Raw genomic sequence first — 18,241 nt, 5'->3', positions numbered from 1 at the left:
GACTGTGCGCTCGAGCGTGCCGAGTGGGCGTTCGAGCGTGCCGACTGGGCGCTCGAGCGTGTCGACTGGGCGCCCCAGCGTGCCGAGTGGGTAGCGCGGCTAGGGGCGGGTCGCTGTCGCGTAGCCCGGCGGCAGGAAGTTGAAGAAGTCACGAGTCACCGCGACGGCGTTGTTCGAGTCGGCGCCGCGGACGACGAGCGTCGCGAAGGCGAGGTCGCCGCGGTAGCCCGCGAACCAGGCGTGCGATCCGCCGTCGAATTCGGCTTCACCGGTCTTGCCGTAGATCTCGCCCTGTTCGGCGATCGTCGTGCCCGTTCCCTCGGTGACGACCGCACGCATCATGGGGCGGAGCTTGTCCACGACGCCGGGTTCCAGCGCAGGCGTCGGTCCGGTCACGGTGGTGGGCTTGCCGAGGATGAGTTGCGGGACAGGACGTTTGCCGTCGTTGGCGACGGTCGCCGCCACCAGGCTCAACCCGAGAGGGCTGACCAGCACCTTGCCCTGACCGAAGCCGTCCTCGCTGCGGGCCACGAGTTCGTTGGCGATCGGAACAGACCCCGACACCGCGTCGAGGCCAGGGATCTCGTACTGCTCCCCCACGCCCATCGCCGCTGCAGTGTTGGCAAGATCCGACGGCCCCATCATGCTGGCGAGATGGGCGAACGTCGTGTTACACGACGACGCAAAGGCTTTCAGCATCGACACGGTGCCGAGCGAGAATCTGTCGTAATTCGGGATGGTTCGCGGCCCGATCTCGATTTCACCGGGACACGGAACGAGCGAATCCGGTTGCGCCAGATCACGTCTGATCGCCGTCGCCGCGGTGACCATCTTGAACGTCGAACCGGGCGGATACAGGCCGGTGGTGGCGATCGGTCCGCTCGCATCCGCCGACTGGTTCTGCGCCACTCCCAGGATGCGTCCGGTCGACGGTTGAACCACGACCATCGCAATCTGAAAACGGTTGGTGGCGTTGACTGCTCGCTGTGCAGCCTCTTGGACGGCTCGCGACAGACTCAACGAGATCGACGGCGCAGGCGTTGCCGCATGGTCGGTGAGGACGTCCGCGTCGAGTCCGTTGGGGTTGACTGTCACGACTCGCCACCCAACGTGTCCGTCGACCTCACTGTCGACGACCTTCTTGACCTGAGACAGCAGCGCGGGTGCGAAATCCGAATCCTTGGCGACAAGCTCGGCCTGCTCGTTGGTGACGACGCCGGGAATCGCCAATTGATCACGCAGACGGTCGAACTGGGCTTGGCTGAGACGCGTGATCGGATACTCGCCGTCCGTGGCGGTGGAATCCTCGGCAATCTTCTGCGCGTCGAGCGACATTCCCGTCGCGTTTAGTGCCGCAGTCAGCCGGGTCACCGAATCGGCGACCGACCCCTCCTCCGCAGCCTTCTTCGCGTCGAAGTTGACCCCGACGACCGTTCCGTTGACCATTACCTGCGAGCCGTCGGCCTCGTTGACCGTCGCCCGCGGCGCCTCGACGATTCGCATCGACAAGCGTTGATTCGCACCGAGATCCGGGTGCACATCGGTCGACGTCCAGCGGACCGACCAGCCGGAATCGCTCCGCCCCATCTTGACCGTCGCCGGATAGCTCCATTCGCGGCCGCGGGGCAACTTCCAGCGATAGGTGACGTCGATATCGGCCGTGTCGCCGTTGATGTCGGCACGACCGGCCTCCGCGGTCATCGACGTGGCACCCAACCCCGACCACGCGCCCTCGAGTCCCTGCGAAGCCTGACTGGGATTGTCGGTCAGCGCCGCCGCGGCGTCGACATCTCGTTTGCCGAACTCCGCGAGAAAGTGCTGTGCGGCCTGACGCGGACCGTCGTCAGCCGAGGTGCACGCAGTGGCCCCGAGGATGAGAGCAGCACTGATCGCCACGGGAATCAGGGAAGTGACGTGACGTCTCAGAAGCACCATCGGTAGCCGATGATAAGCCCGCGAAGACCACCCGCCGGGGAGGCTCGCCCTAGTCGACGAGGACGGTCGCGAAGGTACCCACCTCGGTGAATCCGATCCGCTGATAGACCGACCGTGCGGGAAGGTTGAAGCTGTTCACATACAGACTCGGGATCCGACCCTGTGCCTGCACTGCCGCGGCGACCGCGGCAGTGCCACCCGCACCGAATCCCTGTCCGCGCCGCGTCGGATCGACCCAGACTCCCTGGATCTGGCCGACTCGGCGTGAGAGAGAACCGATCTCGGCTTTGAACACCACCGCTGCGCCGTCGAATCGTGCGAATACTCGCTGCGCCGAGATCAACGCGGCCAGACGTCGACGATACGACCGGCCACCATCGCCCGCACAGGGGTCGACCCCGACCTCGCCGATGAACATCTCGACGGCAGCGGGCAGGTAGACGTCGAGATCGTCGAGAGTCACCAGTCGCACGCCCGGATCGGGTGCGACAAGGGGCGGTCCCGACAGCGCGAGCAGCGGCTGCGCCGGGCGGACCTCACGAGCAGGACCCCATGCGGGGCACAGCCGATCCCACATGGCGAGGACGTGATCAGAGTCGCCGACGATCGACGAACAGACTCGCGAACTCGACAGTGCGCGCTCGGCAAAGTAATTCATGTCGCCGCTCGTACCGATCAGCGGGATGAGATTGGCGCCGGAGAAGCACAGTGACGTGGCGGGATCGTCGGCGGTCCACAGTTCGCCGCCCAGCAGCCGCGGGTCGATACCGTGCGTCTCGAAACGGGCCGCAACCATGCAACAGGCGACCGGGTCGGCATTGAGGACGCGCGCCACCACGGGGGCGTCGCGTGCGCCGAGCGGTTTGTCGCCCAACAGCCTCAGCACGTCATTCCTCCATCGACCCTGGTACCTCTTCCGACGACTTACCGACACCACGTGTCAACGAAACCGGGGTGCGGACTGTCGTCAGGAAACAGTCACGGTGGGTGATCCCACCGCTCCATCACCAGTTTCTCCCGATTCCTCCGCAATCCGCAGCGCTTCTTCGATCAGCGTCTCCACGATTTCGGCTTCGGGCACCGTTTTTATGACCTCGCCCTTGACGAAGATCTGGCCCTTGCCGTTGCCCGAGGCGACGCCGAGGTCGGCTTCGCGAGCCTCTCCGGGACCGTTCACGACGCAGCCCATCACGGCAACACGCAGCGGAACCTCCATACCCTCGAGCCCGGCGGTCACGGCGTCGGCCAACTTGTAGACGTCGACCTGCGCGCGCCCGCACGAGGGGCACGACACGATTTCGAGCTTGCGTGGGCGCAAATTGAGCGACTGCAGGATCGCGTCGCCCACCTTGATCTCCTCGGCGGGCGGTGCCGACAACGACACCCGGATGGTGTCGCCGATGCCCTGACTGAGCAGCGAACCGAACGCCACCGACGACTTGATCGTCCCCTGGAATGCCGGACCCGCCTCGGTCACACCGAGGTGCAGCGGATAGTCACACTGCGCGGCCAGCTGCCGGTATGCCTCGACCATGATGACCGGGTCGTTGTGCTTGACCGAGATCTTGATGTCGCCGAAGCCGTGCTCCTCGAACAGCCCCGCCTCCCACAGCGCCGACTCGACCAACGCCTCGGGCGTCGCCTTGCCGTACTTCTGCATGATCCGCTTGTCCAACGACCCCGCGTTCACGCCGATCCGGATCGGGATGCCGGCGTCGCCCGCTGCCTTGGCGACTTCCTTGACGCGGCCGTCGAACTCCTTGATGTTGCCGGGGTTCACCCGGACCGCCGCGCAACCGGCGTCGATCGCGGCGAAGATGTACTTCGGCTGGAAGTGGATGTCGGCGATCACCGGGATCTTGGACTTCTTCGCGATGATCGGCAGCGCCTCGGCATCCTCCTGCCGGGGACACGCCACCCGGACGATGTCGCATCCCGACGCCGTCAGTTCGGCGATCTGCTGCAACGTCGCGTTGATGTCGTGCGTCTTCGTGGTTGTCATCGACTGCACCGACACCGGGTAGTCGCTGCCGACGCCCACCGAGCCGACGTGGATCTGACGGGTTTTGCGACGCGGCGCCAGTACCGGCGGAGGACCCGCGGGCATACCGAGGCCGATGGCGGTGGCCCCACTCGTGGCAGGTGCGTTCATCTCGTACTCCTCGAAGCGGATTCGGTTGTCTGCGCGGCCGTCGAATCCGGGCCGCTCGCGGCCGTCGTATCTGGGCTGACGGGGCCGCGCATCAGAAGATCTTGATCGGGTTGACGATGTCGGCGGTCAAGGTCAGGACCATGAACCCCGCCATCACGATGACCACCGCGTAGGTGATCGGCATCAGTTTGTAGTAGTCGACGACGCCCCCTGGCGCCTTGCCGAACCACCGGCGCACGGTGTCGCGGCCCTTCTCGTAGCCGACGATCGCCATGTGCCCACCATCCAAGGGTAGTAGCGGGACCAAATTGAACAGCCCGAGGAAGAGGTTGACGCTGATGAGCAGCAGCAGGAAGACGCTCCACTGCCCGCGCTCGACCGTCTGCCCGCCCATCACCGACGCGCCGTAAACGCTCACCGGCGAATCGGTTGCGCGTTCGCCACCGGTCACCGCGGCCCACAGCCCGCTGACCTTCGACGGCAGCGAGACCAACGCCTTGAACGTCTCGACGAGTAGCTGCCCGGTGAACGAGAACGTTCCCGGTACCGCCGTCGCGACGTTGTAGTGGTTGATCGGCTCCGGAGGCGTATTGAGCTGCACACCGATGGCCCCGACCGTGATCGGCTTGAGCGACCCGTCGTCGGCCCTCTGCATCCGCTGCACCTGGGTGACGGGCACGTCGAGCGTCAGGGTCTTGCCATCGCGCAAGACCTCGAGCTGGGCGGTGCCGGAGGTCTTCCACGTGGTCATGATCAGGTCGGCGTTGTTGTCGACACGATGCCCGTTGATCGCGACGACCTGATCGCCCGAGCGCAGCCCTGCCTCCGCGGCGGGACTCGGTCCCGAACAGGCCACCGGCTCGCCCTTGGCGTCGGTACTCGGGGCCACGCACGTCGCTTTGTCGACGTAGACAGGTGCGTTGTTGGCATCGGGGCCGATCTTGGGCAGGCCGAACGCGATGGCCACGATGAACACGAGCACCAGGCCGAGCAGGATGTTCTGCGCCGGACCTGCGAGCAGCACCACGAACCGCTTCCACGGTTTCTGGCGGTACATGGCACGGTCACGCTCGTCGTCGGCGAGTTCGTCGTAGGGGGTCATGCCCGCGATGTCGCAGAAACCGCCAGCGGGAATCAACTTGATGCCGTATTCGGTTTCGCCACGCTTGGTCGACCACAGCGTCGGGCCGAATCCGACGAAGTAGCGTCGGACCTTCATGCCGGTGGCCTGCGCGGCCCACATGTGACCGCATTCGTGCCAGGCGACCGACAACACCAGCGCAACCGCAAACAGCACGACGCCGATCGCGAAACTCACGTACTCAACTCCAATTCGACGTCCCCGCAGCAAGCTCTACGGGCTGGTCTCCCTATCACGCGCAAGCGTGTGCGACGAACTGCGCAGCGCGCTCTCGTGCCCATGCGTCGGCGGCAAGGATCTCCTCCACAGTACCTGGCTGCACACGCCATTCATCTGCGACGGCGAGCACATCGGCGATGATCTCGACGATGCGCGGGAAGCCGATGCGTCCAGCGAAGAACCCGGCGGCAGCCGCCTCGTTTGCGGCGTTGTACACCGCGGTGAGGCTTCCGCCCGCGCGACCGGCCTCCCGGGCGAGCTCGATCGCGGGGAACACGGTGTTGTCGACCGGTTCGAACGTCCACGACGACGCCGTCGAGAAGTCACAGGGAATCGACGAGCCGGGAACGCGGTCGGGCCAGCCGAGAGCCAGCGCGATCGGCAGTTTCATCGACGGCGGGGATGCCTTGGCGATCGTCGCGCCGTCGACGAAGGTCACCATCGAGTGCACGATCGACTGCGGGTGCACCGTCACGTCGATCCGGTCGTAGTCGACGTCGAACAGCAGGTGGGCCTCGATCACCTCGAGGGCCTTGTTGACCAGCGTCGCGGAGTTCAGCGTGATCAGGGGTCCCATCGACCAGGTCGGATGTTTACCCGCCTGCTCGGGCGTGACGTCGACGAGTTGCTCGCGTGTCCACCCCCGGAAGGGTCCACCGGAGGCGGTCAGGACCAGCCTCGACACCTCCTCGGCCGTACCCGCCCGCAGGCACTGCGCGATGGCCGAGTGCTCCGAGTCGACGGGGACGATCTGCCCCGGCGACGCGGCGTCGAGGACCAGTGACCCGCCCGCGACCAGCGACTCCTTGTTCGCGAGCGCCAGCCGAGCGCCGGATTCCAACGTGGCGAGGCTCGGCCGCAGCCCGATCGATCCAACGATCGCGTTGAGCACCACATCGGCGTCGACGCTCTCGACGAGCCTGCACATCGCCTCCGCCCCGCCGAGGACTCCGTCGCCCAGTTCGGCCGCGAGTTTTTCCGCCGCGCCCGAGTCGGCGACGGCGACGCGATCCGCTGTCAGGCCGGTCGACCGCGCCTGCTGCGCCAGCAGGTCGAGGTTGCCGCCGCCTGCGCCGAGTCCGACCACCTCGAATCGCTCGGGATGCTCGGCGATCACCTCGAGGGCCTGAACCCCGATCGAGCCGGTCGATCCGAGAATCAGTACACGTGTGCTCACTCGACCATTGTCGCTCACAGGGCAACTCAGGCAGGCGGGTGGACCTTCTGCCAGTGCTCGGCGATCTCGATGCGTCGAGGTATCCAGACGCCGTCGTGAGACTGCACGTGGTCGAGGAATCGCTCGAGCGCCGCCAACCGTGACGGACGTCCGACGACCCGACAGTGCAGGCCGACCGACAGCATCTTCGGTGAACCCTCGAGTCCCTCGCGATAGAGCACGTCGAATGCGTCACGCAGCTGTGCGTAGAACTGTTCCCCCGAGGGAAAGCCGCCGGGCGACGCGAACCGCATGTCGTTGGTATCCATCGTGTAGGGCACGACGAGATGGTCGACGTCCGCGATCGCCCCGTCGGTGCGCCTCGGCACCTTGACCCAGTACGGCAGATCGTCGGCGTAACTGTCGGAGTCGTAGGCGAATCCCCCGTACTCGACGACCAGATCGCGAGTCTTCGGCGAGTCTCTGCCGGTGTACCAACCGAGCGGTCGCGACCCGGTGATCTCGGTCAGCAGCTCGATCGCCGCACGCATGTGCTCGCGCTCGACGTGCTCGTCGACCATCTGATAGTTCAGCCAGCGATACCCGTGACACGCGATTTCGTCGCCGCGCTCGACGAATGCCGCCGCGACCTCGGGATTGCGCGCCATCGCCTGCGCGACGGCGAAGATCGTCAACGGCAATTCGCGCCGAGAGAACGTACGCAGGATGCGCCACACCCCCGCACGGGAGCCGTACTCGTAGAGCGACTCCATGCTCATGTGCCGATTCGGAAATGACTGCGCGCCAACCATCTCGGACAGAAAGGTCTCGCTGCCGCGGTCGTTTTCGAGGACGTTGTTCTCGCTGCCCTCTTCGTAGTTGAGGACGAACTGCACCGCGATTTTCGCGTCACCCGGCCACTGCGGATCGGGGGTGGTGCGTCCGTATCCGATCATGTCGCGGGGGTATGCCTCTGTGCGGTAATCGTTCAGCGAACGTGTCGTCGGGAGCATGGCGGCATTCTCTCCTACATCGCGCGTGGCCGTGCGACGGGGCGACGACGCGGCCGCTATGCTCATCGTGAACTACTACTGATCGTCGTCGGACATCGTAGTTGGGCAGAAGTGTCAGTCGTTTCGCAGTGAGGAGCCACCGTGGCAAGCACCGAGGTCGAGCACGAGCAGCACAAGCAGATCGACACCGGCTGGAGGCACGAGCCCGAGGATGCGCCTTCGGCACGATTCGGCTGGCACGGCACCGCGACGAAGTCGATGTATGCCGCCGGCTGGTTCTGCGTCGCAGCGTTGCTGTTCATGCTGATCGGCAACCAGGTCGGCCACGTCGAGGACATCTACCTGATCGTCATCGCCGTCGCGCTCGCGTGCATCCTGCTCTACAAGATGTTCAAGAAGAAGAAGTGGAGCTGAGCGGCTAACCGCTCGTCTCCTCGGCAGCGAGCTGGCCGCATGCCGCGGCGATCTCCTGCCCGCGCGTGTCGCGGACGGTGCACGACACCCCCTGCGCGCGCACGCGACGAACGAACTCGCGCTCGACGTCCTTCGGGCTCGCATCCCACTGCGAGCCGGGCGTCGGGTTGAGCGGAATCAGGTTCACGTGCACCAAGGACCCGAGTGCCTTGTGCAGCTTGCTGCCCAACATGTCGGCTCGCCACGGCTGATCGTTCACGTCACGGATCAAGGCGTACTCGATCGAGACCCGACGCCCCGTGGTGTCGGCGTAATACCTGGCGGCGTCGAGAACTTCCTGCACCGACCAGCGGTTGTTGACGGGCACCAGCGTGTCACGCAGTTCGTCATCGGGAGTGTGCAAAGACACAGCCAGTGTCACCGACAGACCCTCGTCGGCGAGGCGTCTGATCGCAGGCGCCAGACCGACGGTCGACACGGTCACCGAGCGAGCCGAGATTCCCAGCCCCTCCGGACTCGGCGACGTGATCTGTTTGACCGCGGACACGACACGCTTGTAGTTGGCCAGCGGCTCCCCCATGCCCATGAAGACCACGTTCGAGAGCCTGCCGGCATCGCCGAACTCGCCGTCGCGCAACGCTCGCGCTGCGACACGCACCTGATCGACGATCTCACCGGTCGACAGGTTGCGGTCGAGTCCGCCCTGCCCGGTCGCACAGAACGGGCAGGCCATTCCGCATCCCGCCTGACTGGAGATGCACAGCGTGTTGCGATCGCTGTAGCGCATCAAAACGCTCTCGAGCAGGGTGCCGTCGTGCAGGCGCCAGAGGGTTTTGCGTGTGCTGCCGTCGTCGCAGGCGATATGGCGGACGGGTGTCAGCAGCTGCGGGAACAGTGCCTCCGCGACCGCGGGACGTGCCGACGCCGGGAGGTCTGTCATCTCCTCGACGTCGCCGTTGAGACGTGAGTAGTACTGCCGCGCCAACTGGTCTGCGCGGAATTTCGGCAGGCCGAGATCGGTGATGACCGCGCGCCGACCGTCGACATCGAGATCAGCGAAGTGCGTCGGCGGCAGTCCCTTCTTGGGCGCGGTGAACACGAGCGGCAATGACGTCATGAATCCATTGTCGCATGTCATCATGGGTGTATGAACCACGGCGACAAGCGCAGGGCCAACCACGACGTGACCGAACCCGACGTGACGCCCACCGTCGACCCCACCGAACATCAGGCACTGCTCGCCGAACGACAGGAGTTGCGCACCAAGATCGAGAAGGTCGAGCACACGCGCGCTCGCGCAGCGTTCACGGGCCTGGTCGTCGGGGCGATCATCACGATCCTGCTGCTGGTATTCATCCTCCAGAACCTCGACTCGCAGCGGATCGACGTTCTGTTCTGGGAGGTCAACCTGCCCGTCGGGGTCAGCTTGCTGATCGCCGCGATCGCAGGAGCGTTGATTGTCGCGATGGCGGGAGGCGCACGCGTGTTCCAGCTCAATCGGGCACTGAAGAAGGCCAAGAGTGCGACGGAGCCGCCACCGGAGTAGTGCCCCTCACGCACCCACCGATCGCGGTGCGACGCCGCCGTCGAGGTGCCCGACGATCCGATGAATCGACGCGTCGCGTGTGAGCTTCTCGTCGAGCAGCGGATTGATGAGTCCTCGAAGCGCCGAGTACACCGACCATTGCCGGGGCGCGATCACCTGTCCCCTCCTGGACGCGATTGCGTCGACCAGGACTCTGGCGGCGTCGTCTGCGGTGATCCGACGATTCAGCGGCCACGGCAGTTGCCCGCCGATCTCGCGCCCGATCGGGTCGTCATCGAGCGTCGCCCGCGTCATGTCCGTCTCCACGATGCCGAAGTACGCGATGCCCGCAGAGGCGCCGTACGCCGACAGTTCTATGCGCAGCGCTCGCCGGAGTTGTTCCACCCCCGATTTGGTGATCATGTACGCCGAACCTCCCATCCCGGGAGCGAACGCAGCGCACGAGGCAACCAACTGCATGTGCCCACGCGCGGCGATCACCGGCTCCATACACGCGCGCACGGTGTTGAACACGCCGCGCAGGTTGACGTCGATGACGCGGTCGAAGGCCACCGGATCAACGCCGCGCAGCGTTGCCGTCGGTGGCGTGATGCCCGCGTTGGCGACAACGTGATCGAGATGGCCGAACCTGCCGATCGCCTTGTCGACGGCGGCGGCCATCGAATCCAGTTCGCGCACATCTGCTTCCACCGTGAGGATGGCGTCGTCGGCGAAATCGGCACTGGCGGATTCGAGTGTGGCAGCGTCGACGTCGGTCAGCACCACGTGTGCACCCGAGTCGACGAGGAGGCGCGCGGTGCGCAGCCCGATCCCCTGTGCCGCCCCGGTGACGAGAACCACCGACCCGCGAATGTCCGTCCTGCTCATCCGACTACTACCTCCTGCGTCGTCGTCGACGCCGCGGGTCGAGTCGGAATGCCCGTTCGGACGTCGAAGTCATCCCAGTTCACGTGTTTCATCGCGCGCCTGAAAGTGAAGACGTACCCCGGCCAGAAGGTGAAGTTTCGTCCAGACGGACTGAGGTAATAGCTCGAGCAGCCACCGGTGTTCCACACCGACTCCTCAAGGCCTTTATCGACCTCGTCCACAAACCGATCCTGCGCCGCCTGCGTGACATCAAAACTGCGGATTCGCCTCCGGCGCATGGCCTTCAGCGCATCGACCAGGTAGTCGACCTGCGCCTCGATGGTGACCACCTGCGAGGTGTAGACCACCGAGTTGGGTCCGAGGATCATGAAGAAGTTCGGAAACCCCGCCACGCTCGTTCCCATGTAGGCCTTCATCTCGCCATTGCCCCACACTTGCGACAGGCTGCGGCCGTCAGCACCGTGAATGCGCGAGAATCCCTGTCCCGCCGCGAGTTTGAAGCCGGTACCGAGGAGGATGGTGTCGACCTCATGAACGCGACCGTCGGCCGTCTCGATGCCCTCGGGCCGTACACCGACTATCGCATCGGAGACGACCGAAGCGTTCGGTGCGGCCAGCGCCGGGTAATACCTGTTGGAGAAGGTCGGTCGCTTGCACCCGAAGGAATATGTCGGCGTCAGGGCTGCCCGGAGCTTGTCGTCTGCCACCTGCCGGCGAAGATGCCACCGGCCCAGTGCCGCAGCAGGTTTCAGCAGCACAGGATGGCTCACCAATCCGGGCACCATCATCTCCTGCACCATTGAACAGACTCCGCGCAGCGCACGCTGGGTGACGGGCACCCGAGCAAACATCGACCGCACGCGCTGCGGGATCGGCCGGTCAGGGTGCGGCAGAATCCAGGTGGGCGTGCGCTGGAAGAGGGTCAGATGAGCCACCCGCGGCTGCAGCTGGGGAACGAATTGCACTGCGGACGCGCCTGTTCCGATGACGGCAACCCGCTTACCCTCGGGCGACCACGCGTGATCCCACCGCGCCGAGTGGAAGACATCGCCGTCGAAGTCGTCGAGTCCGGGAATGTCGGGTCGGGACGGCTCGCTGAACGGCCCCGTCGCGCCGACGAGAACATCGGCGGTGAATGCCGATCCGTTGACCGTCAAACGCCAGACCTGAGCGAGGTCATCCCACGACGCATCGCTGACGTCATGGCCGCACCGGACGTGGGAGGTAACCCCGAAATCGTCAGCGCACCGGGCGATGTACGCCTGGATCTCACGCTGCAGTGGGTACAGGCGTGTCCAGTCCGGATTCGGGGCGAACGAGAACGAGTACAGCGCCGATGGGATGTCGCACTGCGCTCCGGGGTACGTGTTGACCTCCCACGTTCCCCCGACATCTGCGGCGCGCTCGAACACGACCAGATCGTCGAATCCGTTCTGCAAGCATCGAATCGCGGCGCCGATGCCACCGAACCCCGCGCCGATGATCGCCACGTGAAAGTGTCGTCGGGCGGGGTCGTGGAGGGTTGGGTCGTGCTGTTGGGCTGGGCCTTGTGGGACTGAAGAGTGCACTACGGTTCCTCCTAGAGATCGACGACAACGTGGTCGCCTGCTGCGCGCGAGACGCAGATCATCATCGAATCGTCACGTTCGTCACCGATCAGCACGCGGTCGTGGTGCTCGACGGCTCCGGCGAGCACGCGCACCCGACACGCCCCGCAGAAGCCCTGCTGGCAGGAGTAGCGCACGTCGGGTCGCACACGGCGGATCGCCGCGAGGGCGGTCTCGTCTGAGGCGACCTCGACAGAACCGCCCGAGGCGAAGTCGATACGGAACGGCTCGCCGTCGACGACCGGTGGTGGACTGAATCTTTCGCTGTGTAATTCGCGGCGGGGAGCTCGCTGCACCACGAGGCGTCGTGCCGCGGCGAGCATGCTCGACGGTCCGCACAGGTAGATCGGCCCGGCCTCTCTGTCGCTGCCGATACCGATACCGAGGACGTCGGCGATGTCGGGAGGGCCGTCGACGTCGTCGGTATGAACGCGTACCCGGTCGCCGTCGAGTGCGAGCAACTCGTCGAGAAACGGCATCGTCGCCCGTGATCGGCCGGTGTAGACGAGTCGCCAGTCGAGACCGCGCGCATGTGCCTCGCGCACCATCGGCAGGATCGGGGTGATGCCGATCCCACCGGCAACGAAGAGACACCGTGTTGTGGCAGCGAAGTTGAAGGCGTTGCGCGGTCCCCGAATCCGCAGCTGATCACCGCTTCGCAATACGTGCATCTCCGCGGAGCCGAGCCCGCCGGGTATGCGCCGCACCGCGATTCGATAGGTGGTGGTGTCGGCGGGATCGCCGGTGAGCGAGTAATGGCGTTGACGGTCGGTCGAGGTGAACACGTCGATGTGAGCGCCGGGACTCCAGGCGGGCAACGCCGAGCGGTCAGGTCGGGCGAGGGTGATCAGGCGCACCCCGTCGACGGCCTCGACACTCTCGACCACGTCGAGTCGCATGTCGAATCCGACGCGACGGACAGGGTTCGGCCGCGAAAGGCGTTCGGCGAACCGCGCCTGCGCGAAGACGCGAGAATAGCCCCGCGCCAACCGGTGGATCTCACGCAGGACCGGCGTCGGATTGTCGACGTCGGTGGTGGGCGGCGGAAGGTAGTTCACTGCTCTGCCGCTCGCGCCGCGGGCGAGATCGCAAGGTAGCGAACGGCTTTGTCGATGTCGCCCATGGTCGACGGGTGGAACCCCGGGCGGAGGTACAGGTAGATCTGCTCGAACAGGAACGAGACTCCGGGAATCATGTGCCGACGTGCCGCTCGCGCGAACGCCACGGGCCACGGGCGGCGTCGAGCGATGGTTGCGTCATTGCGGTAGAGGTACGCGGCTGTCGAAAACCACAGTGCGGCAAGACCTGTCGACGCGATCAGTGCAGTCCGAGCACGACGGAAGTAGCCCCCGTCGACATACTGGAACGCATCGAATGCGACGTTTCGATGTTCGAGTTCTTCAGCACCGTGCCACCGGAGCAGGTCAAGCATCGTCGGGTCGACGCCGATATCGTCGAAAGCCGTGTTGTCGAGCAGCCACTCACCCACCACCGCTGTGAAATGCTCTGCAGCCGCGTAGATTCCGAGGCGCTCCGACAGCCACGCCCTGCTGGCACGGCCGTCGGTGATGCCGTGGTCGCCGAAGATCTTCTCGACGGCGAACTCGATGCGCGCCATCACCGGTCCGATCTCGACGCCGTTGGCGATCAGGTACTTTCGGAATCCCTCGTGCGACGACGCGTGCGTGGCCTCCTGACCGACGAATCCGACGACCTCCTCCCGCAATCGTGGGTCGTCGATGAATGCGAGCGCCTGCGCGAAGACGTCGGCCATGGCTCGTTCACCCTCGGGCAAGACGAGGTGCATGACATTCCAGAAGTGCGTCGCGTACGGCTCGCCGGGGATGTACTCCAGCGGCACGCCGCTCCAGTCGAATCGAACCGGACGAGCATTGATCGCCAACGCTTCCTGCTCGTACTCGCGTGTGCGCGCCCGGTGTGCCTGCTCCTGTGGATGTGCTTGCGTCACGGACCCTCCTCCTCGTGCCAACTCGGGGCGACGCCTGCGTGAGTCACGTCACCTTCCTGACGCGAACAGTGAAACATAGATTGACTCAGTGTTTCAATAGCTCGGTCGTTTAGGCTGACATCATGTCCGTGCCCGGTTTGTTCACCACGGGGGCGGGCGTCGACACCGCATCCGACCCGATTCTCGACGCCGCCCTCGACGTCTTCGCCGACATCGGAATTCGTCGTGCGACGGTCGACGACATCGCGAAGCGAGCGGGCGTCGGACGCGTCACCGTGTACCGCCGCATCGGCGGGCGGAACGAGGTCTTGACCGCGGTTCTCATCCGCGAGGCGTCGCGACTGTTCGCCGACGTACGCGCCGCGGCCGACGCCGCGGAGACCTATGCCGACAGGGTGGTGACCGCATTCGCCACGACGGTGACGACGGTGCGCGGCAACCCGGTGTGGAATCGGCTCATCGAACTCGAGCCCGCGTCGGTGCTGGAGCAGTTGACGCTCAACGGATCGTTCATCCTGGCCGCCGCCGTCGAGGCAACCGCCGACATCTTGCGCACCCCCGATGTCGCACTCGACGACGACGAATTGGCATCGCGCGCCGAAATTCTGGTGCGCATCACGCACTCCATCCTGCTGACGCCCGAGGTGCGCGTACCACTGACGAACTACGCCGACGTCGAGAAATTCGCACGCGACCACCTACTCGCGATCGCCGGCCCGGGCTGAAAGGCCCCCAGGGACCACTGAAACGACGTTGCGGCGGAGGCTGTCAGAGCAGTGCGGTGAGTACGCACCACACGATGAATGCCGACGGGAGCAGCGAGTCGAGACGATCCATGATCCCGCCGTGTCCCGGCAACAGCGTGCCCATGTCCTTGATGCCCAGGTCCCGTTTGATCTGGGACTCGACGAGGTCGCCGAGTGTCGCGCAGACGACAAGAACAGGCCCGAGGATCATTCCGATCCACCACTGGCTGTCGAGTAGCAAGACCACGCAGCCGATCGCGCCCGCCGTGCCGACCACGAGCGAGCCGGCGAGGCCCTCCCACGATTTCTTCGGGCTGATTGCCGGTGCCATCGGATGCTTGCCGAAGAGCACTCCGGCCGCGTAACCGCCGACGTCGGAACAGACGACGACAACCATCAGGGTGGCGACGCGGGCCGCGCCGTGGTCCTGGACGACCATCATCGCGCCGAACGAGGCCAGTAGCGGCAACCAGGCGAGCACGAGCACGCTCGCAGACAGATTCTTCAGATAGTTCACCGGCGCGTGAGTGATGCCCTGCGCCAACAACATCCACACCATCATCACCAGGAGCGTGCCCACAAACGCGACCAGGACGCCGGTCGTCCCCCATGGCCAGCTCGACCAGATGATCGCCTGCCCGCCGACGAGTAGCGGCGGCAACGCAACGTCGTACCCGCCGTCGCGTAGGCGTTTGCTCACCTCCCACGTCGCGATCGCGAATGCCACCGCCACGACGACGTACCAGAGTTTCGGCGCGAACAGCAGGATCAGGATGATCCCGATACCCAACGAGAAACCGACCCCCAGGGCTGCCGGGAGATCACGCCCCGCACGCGACTTCTTCGGCTCCGCCTCTGCAGAACTCGTCGGCTCCGCTGCGCTGGTACTGCCGTCGTCGCGATTCGTCGCTGAATCGTCGGACATGGGATGCGTCGGCTCCTCGGTCACACCTCGAGCAATTCGGATTCCTTGTGCTTGACCAGCTCGTCAACCTGGTGCACATAGCCTGCGGTCGTCTTGTCGAGCTCCTTCTCGGCGCGCGACACCTCGTCCTCGCCCGCCTCGCCGTCCTTCTGGATGCGCTTGAGCTCGTCGACGGTCTTGCGGCGGATGTTGCGGATCGCGACCTTGGCGTCCTCACCCTTGCCCTTCGCCTGTTTGACGAGTTCCTTGCGGCGATCCTCGGTCAGCTGCGGGATGGCGACGCGAATCAGGTTTCCGTCGTTGGTCGGGTTCACGCCGAGGTCGGAATTGCGGATCGCGGTCTCGATGTCGCGCAGACTCGACGGCTCGTAGGGCTTGATGACGACCAGTCGGGCTTCGGGAGTCGTGATCGATGCGACCTGGGTGACGGGGGTCAGAGCGCCGTAGTACTCGATGTGGATCTTGTTGAACATCGAGGGATTCGCGCGACCGGTCCGGATGGACCCCATGTCCTCGCGCGCCACGCCGACCGCCTTCTCCATCTTCTCCTCGGCGTCGAACAATGCGTCGTCAATCATGTCGGTTCCTGGTCCTCGTCGTTGTTGCCGGTTCTCGTCAGTGCCTGGCTGGCCGCGTCGGGGGGTTTCCCGTGGGTCGGCTTACGTGCTGACCAGTGTGCCAATACGCTCGCCGGCAACCGCCCGCGCGATGTTGCCCTTCTCCAAGAGATTGAACACGAGCATCGGCATCTTGTTGTCCATACAGAGACTGAAAGCAGTCGCGTCGGCGACCTTGAGCTCCTTGTCGAGCACCTCGCGGTGGGTGACCTCGCGATACAGCGTCGCATCCGGGTTGGTGCGCGGGTCGTCGCTGTAGACGCCGTCGACGGCCTTCGCCATGAGGACGACCTCCGCCTTGATCTCCAGCGCCCGCTGAGCCGCGGTCGTGTCCGTCGAGAAGTACGGCATGCCCATGCCTGCCCCGAAGATCACGACCCGACCCTTCTCGAGGTGTCGTTGCGCACGCAGCGGGAGGTAGGGCTCGGCGACCTGGCCCATCGTGATGGCCGTCTGCACGCGGGTGCTGATCCCCCGCTTTTCCAGGAAGTCCTGCAGGGCCAGGCAGTTCATCACCGTGCCCAACATGCCCATGTAGTCGGATCGGGCGCGGTCGAGGCCGCGCTGCTGGAGTTCGGCACCTCGGAAGAAATTGCCGCCACCAATGACCACTGCGACCTGAACGCCCGAATTGACCACCTCGGCGATCTGATCTGCGACTGTGCTCAGAACGTCAGGATCGAGACCGACCTGACCACCCCCGAACATCTCGCCGCCGAGCTTCAGCAATACGCGGTGGTAGCCGGGGCGTGCAGATTCCGGGGACTCAGGGGTTTCGCTCATCAACATCCTCAACTCGTCGGTTCGCCTCGTTCATCTTATGGGGACGTCGCCGTCCTCGTGATCGCGGTCGCGGATCGAGACCCGTTCGTGCGCGGCTCGAGCCCGCCGGACGCGGGCAGAGCCGGGTATCAGGCAGTGACGTGAAGGTGAACGAGCAGCTCAGCGACGATGAACAGCGGCGAACAGGCTCCGCAGCGCAGGTCTGTCGTCGAGAACCGGATACGAACGACGCGGACTGTGTACGCCGTCGCCCTCCATCACGAACGCGACGAGCGGACTCCCGGAATCTCCGATTCCCACTCGCGACAGGAAAGTGGCGACGATCTGGCGCGACATCGGCCCCAGTTCGTGGAGAGGACGATTGCGATGTATCCGCAGCCCGAGGTTGACCTGACCGATGGCATCGATGCCGTGACGGGCGAGGGTGTCGAGCACGATTCCGATCTCGACGCCGTAACCGGGAGCGAACGGAATGGACGTCAGCAGCTCTCGAGTTGCTGCGTACTCGCCCGCGAGGGGCTGTATCAACCCGCACAGCGGCGGACACAGTGCCGCGATCAGCGGTCGCACGGTGAGTTCGGTCACCCGTCCTCCGCCCGACGGATCGACCCCGTCGACACCCATGAGCGGTCGCCGGTAGTAGCCCTTCACCAGGTGAAGGTCGGGCGTGGTGAGGAGCGGGCCGACCAGCCTGGGCACGTACGTCGGATCCGGGTCGACCAGGTCGCTGTCGACGAACACGACGATGTCGCCGGTCGTCGTCGCCAGCGATCGCCACAGCACCTCGCCCTTGCCGTCGACGACCGGGATGCCCTCGAGTGCGGACTCCCGCGTTTCCACCCTGGCTCCCGCCGCCCGCGCGACCTCGATCGTCGCGTCGGTGGACCCGGAGTCGACCACGACGAGCTCATCGACCAGCGTGCCTACCAGCGGCAGGATGGCATCGACGACGCTGCCGACCGTCCGCTCTTCGTTGAGCGCGGGCAGCACGACGGAGATCGTCCTCCCTGCTTTCGCATCGATGAGTTCGTCGACCGAGAAATCCGGGCGCTCCCACGTGTTGGACTCCAGCCAGGTGGCCGCACCTTCCGACGTCGAGATCGTCATCGACGGCTGGGAGTCGGAACCCGACGCCCCGTTGATCGACCGCT

General features: G+C 65.4%; 18 protein-coding genes. 3 read left to right on the top strand and 15 right to left on the bottom strand.

The genetic code is table 11. The features are described 5' to 3' along the window. Positions 1-99 precede the first annotated feature (99 nt). From ACRVY7_RS11000 to puuE, 6 genes are all read right to left on the bottom strand, one after another. Positions 100-1,935, bottom strand: a complete 1,836-nt coding sequence (locus ACRVY7_RS11000; RefSeq protein WP_431817101.1) for a penicillin-binding transpeptidase domain-containing protein — start codon at positions 1,933-1,935, stop codon at positions 100-102. Positions 1,936-1,984: 49 nt separating this feature from the next. Beyond that, entirely contained in the window at positions 1,985-2,821 is an 837-nt protein-coding gene (locus ACRVY7_RS10995; protein WP_431817100.1) for a GNAT family N-acetyltransferase, read from the bottom strand. 81 nt (positions 2,822-2,902) lie between these two features. After that, entirely contained in the window at positions 2,903-4,087 is a 1,185-nt protein-coding gene (ispG, locus tag ACRVY7_RS10990; RefSeq protein WP_049697097.1) for a flavodoxin-dependent (E)-4-hydroxy-3-methylbut-2-enyl-diphosphate synthase, read from the bottom strand. A 91-nt stretch (positions 4,088-4,178) separates the two neighbouring features. Next, positions 4,179-5,405, bottom strand: a complete 1,227-nt coding sequence (locus ACRVY7_RS10985) for a M50 family metallopeptidase (protein WP_431817099.1) — start codon at positions 5,403-5,405, stop codon at positions 4,179-4,181. Between the two features lie 55 nt (positions 5,406-5,460). Beyond that, positions 5,461-6,624, bottom strand: a complete 1,164-nt coding sequence (gene dxr, locus ACRVY7_RS10980; protein WP_431817098.1) for a 1-deoxy-D-xylulose-5-phosphate reductoisomerase — start codon at positions 6,622-6,624, stop codon at positions 5,461-5,463. Between the two features lie 26 nt (positions 6,625-6,650). After that, positions 6,651-7,616 carry an allantoinase PuuE gene (gene puuE / locus ACRVY7_RS10975; RefSeq protein ID WP_431817097.1) on the bottom strand — a complete coding sequence of 322 codons (966 nt, stop codon included), beginning with the start codon at positions 7,614-7,616 and terminating at the stop codon, positions 6,651-6,653. Positions 7,617-7,757: 141 nt separating this feature from the next. Here puuE and ACRVY7_RS10970 point away from each other — a divergent pair, with 141 nt between their 5' ends. Beyond that, complete coding sequence (locus ACRVY7_RS10970; RefSeq protein ID WP_049697093.1) at positions 7,758-8,030, top strand: DUF2631 domain-containing protein; 273 nt, start codon at positions 7,758-7,760, stop codon at positions 8,028-8,030. A gap of 4 nt (positions 8,031-8,034) precedes the next feature. On the opposite strand, the gene rlmN is transcribed toward ACRVY7_RS10970, so the two are convergent. Beyond that, positions 8,035-9,147, bottom strand: a complete 1,113-nt coding sequence (gene rlmN / locus ACRVY7_RS10965) for a dual-specificity RNA methyltransferase RlmN (RefSeq protein WP_049697460.1) — start codon at positions 9,145-9,147, stop codon at positions 8,035-8,037. A 30-nt stretch (positions 9,148-9,177) separates the two neighbouring features. Between rlmN and ACRVY7_RS10960 the strand changes: the two genes are divergently transcribed. Further along, positions 9,178-9,576 (top strand): LapA family protein, encoded by a 399-nt coding sequence (locus ACRVY7_RS10960; RefSeq protein ID WP_049697092.1) that lies wholly within the window; start codon positions 9,178-9,180, stop codon positions 9,574-9,576. A 6-nt stretch (positions 9,577-9,582) separates the two neighbouring features. On the opposite strand, the gene ACRVY7_RS10955 is transcribed toward ACRVY7_RS10960, so the two are convergent. The 4 genes from ACRVY7_RS10955 to ACRVY7_RS10940 all read right to left on the bottom strand — a co-directional run bounded on the left by ACRVY7_RS10955 (position 9,583) and on the right by ACRVY7_RS10940 (position 14,019). Beyond that, positions 9,583-10,443, bottom strand: a complete 861-nt coding sequence (locus ACRVY7_RS10955; RefSeq protein WP_431817096.1) for an SDR family oxidoreductase — start codon at positions 10,441-10,443, stop codon at positions 9,583-9,585. Beyond that, positions 10,440-11,933, bottom strand: coding sequence for a flavin-containing monooxygenase (locus tag ACRVY7_RS10950; protein ID WP_431817095.1), 1,494 nt, complete (start codon positions 11,931-11,933; stop codon positions 10,440-10,442). Before ACRVY7_RS10950 ends, ACRVY7_RS10955 begins: the two co-directional genes overlap by 4 nt. 89 nt (positions 11,934-12,022) lie before the next feature. Continuing rightward, complete coding sequence (locus ACRVY7_RS10945; RefSeq protein ID WP_431817094.1) at positions 12,023-13,108, bottom strand: PDR/VanB family oxidoreductase; 1,086 nt, start codon at positions 13,106-13,108, stop codon at positions 12,023-12,025. Next, entirely contained in the window at positions 13,105-14,019 is a 915-nt protein-coding gene (locus ACRVY7_RS10940) for a metal-dependent hydrolase (RefSeq protein ID WP_431817093.1), read from the bottom strand. Before ACRVY7_RS10940 ends, ACRVY7_RS10945 begins: the two co-directional genes overlap by 4 nt. A 122-nt stretch (positions 14,020-14,141) precedes the next feature. Here ACRVY7_RS10940 and ACRVY7_RS10935 point away from each other — a divergent pair, with 122 nt between their 5' ends. Further along, a complete protein-coding gene (locus ACRVY7_RS10935) occupies positions 14,142-14,744 on the top strand; it encodes a TetR/AcrR family transcriptional regulator (RefSeq protein ID WP_049697087.1) in 603 nt (200 codons plus the stop codon). 43 nt (positions 14,745-14,787) lie between these two features. On the opposite strand, the gene ACRVY7_RS10930 is transcribed toward ACRVY7_RS10935, so the two are convergent. The 4 genes from ACRVY7_RS10930 to ACRVY7_RS10915 all read right to left on the bottom strand — a co-directional run bounded on the left by ACRVY7_RS10930 (position 14,788) and on the right by ACRVY7_RS10915 (position 18,197). After that, a complete protein-coding gene (locus tag ACRVY7_RS10930) occupies positions 14,788-15,690 on the bottom strand; it encodes a phosphatidate cytidylyltransferase (RefSeq protein ID WP_049697459.1) in 903 nt (300 codons plus the stop codon). Positions 15,691-15,710: 20 nt separating this feature from the next. Next, the gene (gene frr / locus ACRVY7_RS10925; RefSeq protein ID WP_005204967.1) at positions 15,711-16,268 is read right to left on the bottom strand and encodes a ribosome recycling factor; all 558 of its coding nucleotides are present in this window, start codon (positions 16,266-16,268) and stop codon (positions 15,711-15,713) included. Positions 16,269-16,349: 81 nt separating this feature from the next. Beyond that, a complete protein-coding gene (gene pyrH / locus ACRVY7_RS10920; protein ID WP_049697458.1) occupies positions 16,350-17,090 on the bottom strand; it encodes a UMP kinase in 741 nt (246 codons plus the stop codon). Between the two features lie 159 nt (positions 17,091-17,249). After that, entirely contained in the window at positions 17,250-18,197 is a 948-nt protein-coding gene (locus ACRVY7_RS10915) for a glucosyl-3-phosphoglycerate synthase (RefSeq protein ID WP_431817496.1), read from the bottom strand. Positions 18,198-18,241 lie beyond the last annotated feature (44 nt).

It is taken from the genome of Gordonia jacobaea, from assembly GCF_965344965.1.
In the GTDB taxonomy this organism is placed as follows: Bacteria; Actinomycetota; Actinomycetes; order Mycobacteriales; family Mycobacteriaceae; genus Gordonia; species Gordonia jacobaea.
The sequence above is the reverse complement of the archived record's forward strand: the minus strand, read 5'-3'. Positions and strand labels throughout refer to the sequence as shown.